Here is a 1,425-nt window from a genome sequence, read left to right on the forward strand (position 1 = left end):
GGGACCTTCGGCTCGGAATATACCCCCCCGGGTATGCGCTATCGTGAGTGCATCGCCAGTCATCACTGCGAAGGAGTTCGGCACGATGTTGTTCACCCAGTACTACCTGGACTGTCTGTCCCAGGCGTCGTACCTGATCGCCGACCAGACCACCGGGCGGGCGGTGCTCGTCGACCCGCGCCGAGACATCGACGAGTATCTGACCGACGCGCGGGCGCAGGGCCTGACGATCGAAGGGGTGATCAACACCCACTTCCACGCCGACTTCCTCGCCGGTCACCTCGAGGTGGCCGCGGCGACCGGCGCGTGGATCGGCTACGGGCGCCGGGCCGAGACCGAGTACCCGAGCCGCAAGCTCGCCGACGGGGAACGGATCAGCCTCGGTGACGTGACGCTGCAGGTCATGGAGACCCCGGGCCACACCCCGGAGTCCGTCAGCATTCTGGTGTACGAGCACGCCGGCGACCCGGCGCCCTACGGGGTGCTGACCGGCGACGCCCTGTTCATCGGGGACGTGGGCCGGCCCGACCTGCTCGCCTCGCTCGGCGTCACCGCCGAGGACCTGGGCCGGATGCTCTACGACAGCGTGCAGCGCAAGCTGATGGGCCTGCCCGACGAGGTCCGGGTCTTCCCGGCGCACGGCGCCGGCTCGGCCTGCGGCAAGAACCTCTCCACCGAGCGGCAGTCCACCATCGGCGAGCAGCGCCGCACCAACTACGCCTGCGCGCCGATGACCGAGGAGCAGTTCCTCGCCCTGGTCACCGGCGGCCAGCCGGCCGCGCCCGGCTACTTCGCCTTCGACGCGGTACTCAACCGCAAGGCCCGCGAGCTGTTCGACAGCCGGGCCCCGCGCCCGCTCGGCGCCGCCGAGTTCGCCCGGGCCCGGGCCGAGGGTGCCGTGGTGGTGGACGCCCGCGACCCGCAGGAGTTCGCCGCCGGGCACGTACGAGGGGCGATCAACATCCCCGCCGACGGCCGGTTCGCCGAGACGGCCGGCAGCGTGGTGGCGCCGGACCGCAAGGTCCTCGTGGTCGCCCCGCAGGACCGGGCGGAGGAGATCGTCGTACGCCTGGCCCGGATCGGTTTCGACCAGGTGGTCGGGTACCTGCGCGAGCCCGAGGACGCGTTCCTCGAGCTGGTCGACGACCTGACCCGGGCCAGCCGGGTCACCGCCACCGAGCTGCGCGCGGCGCTGGACACGGCCACTCCGCCGGTGGTGCTGGACGTCCGCAACGCCGGTGAGCGGGAGCAGGGCGCCGTCGACGGCTCGCTGCACATCCCGCTCGCGGAACTCACCCGGCGCCTCGACGAGGTGCCAACCGACCGGCCGGTCGTCGTGCACTGCGCCGGCGGCTACCGCTCCTCGGTCGCGGCCAGCCTGCTCCGCGGCGCCGGCCGGGCGGACGTCTCCGACCTGCTCGGCGG

The 1,425-nt window shown here is 72.7% G+C and carries 1 protein-coding gene; it reads left to right on the top strand.

Going from position 1 to position 1,425, the window contains the following annotated elements; translation table 11 throughout:
* Positions 1 to 85: 85 nt before the first annotated feature.
* Positions 86 to 1,425: rhodanese-like domain-containing protein (locus ACFYOS_RS36420; RefSeq protein WP_387151917.1), on the top strand; the 1,340-nt coding region annotated here is incomplete at its 3' end.

The sequence above is a fragment of the Micromonospora sp. NPDC005806 genome, assembly GCF_042871425.1.
In the GTDB taxonomy this organism is placed as follows: domain Bacteria; phylum Actinomycetota; class Actinomycetes; order Mycobacteriales; family Micromonosporaceae; genus Micromonospora.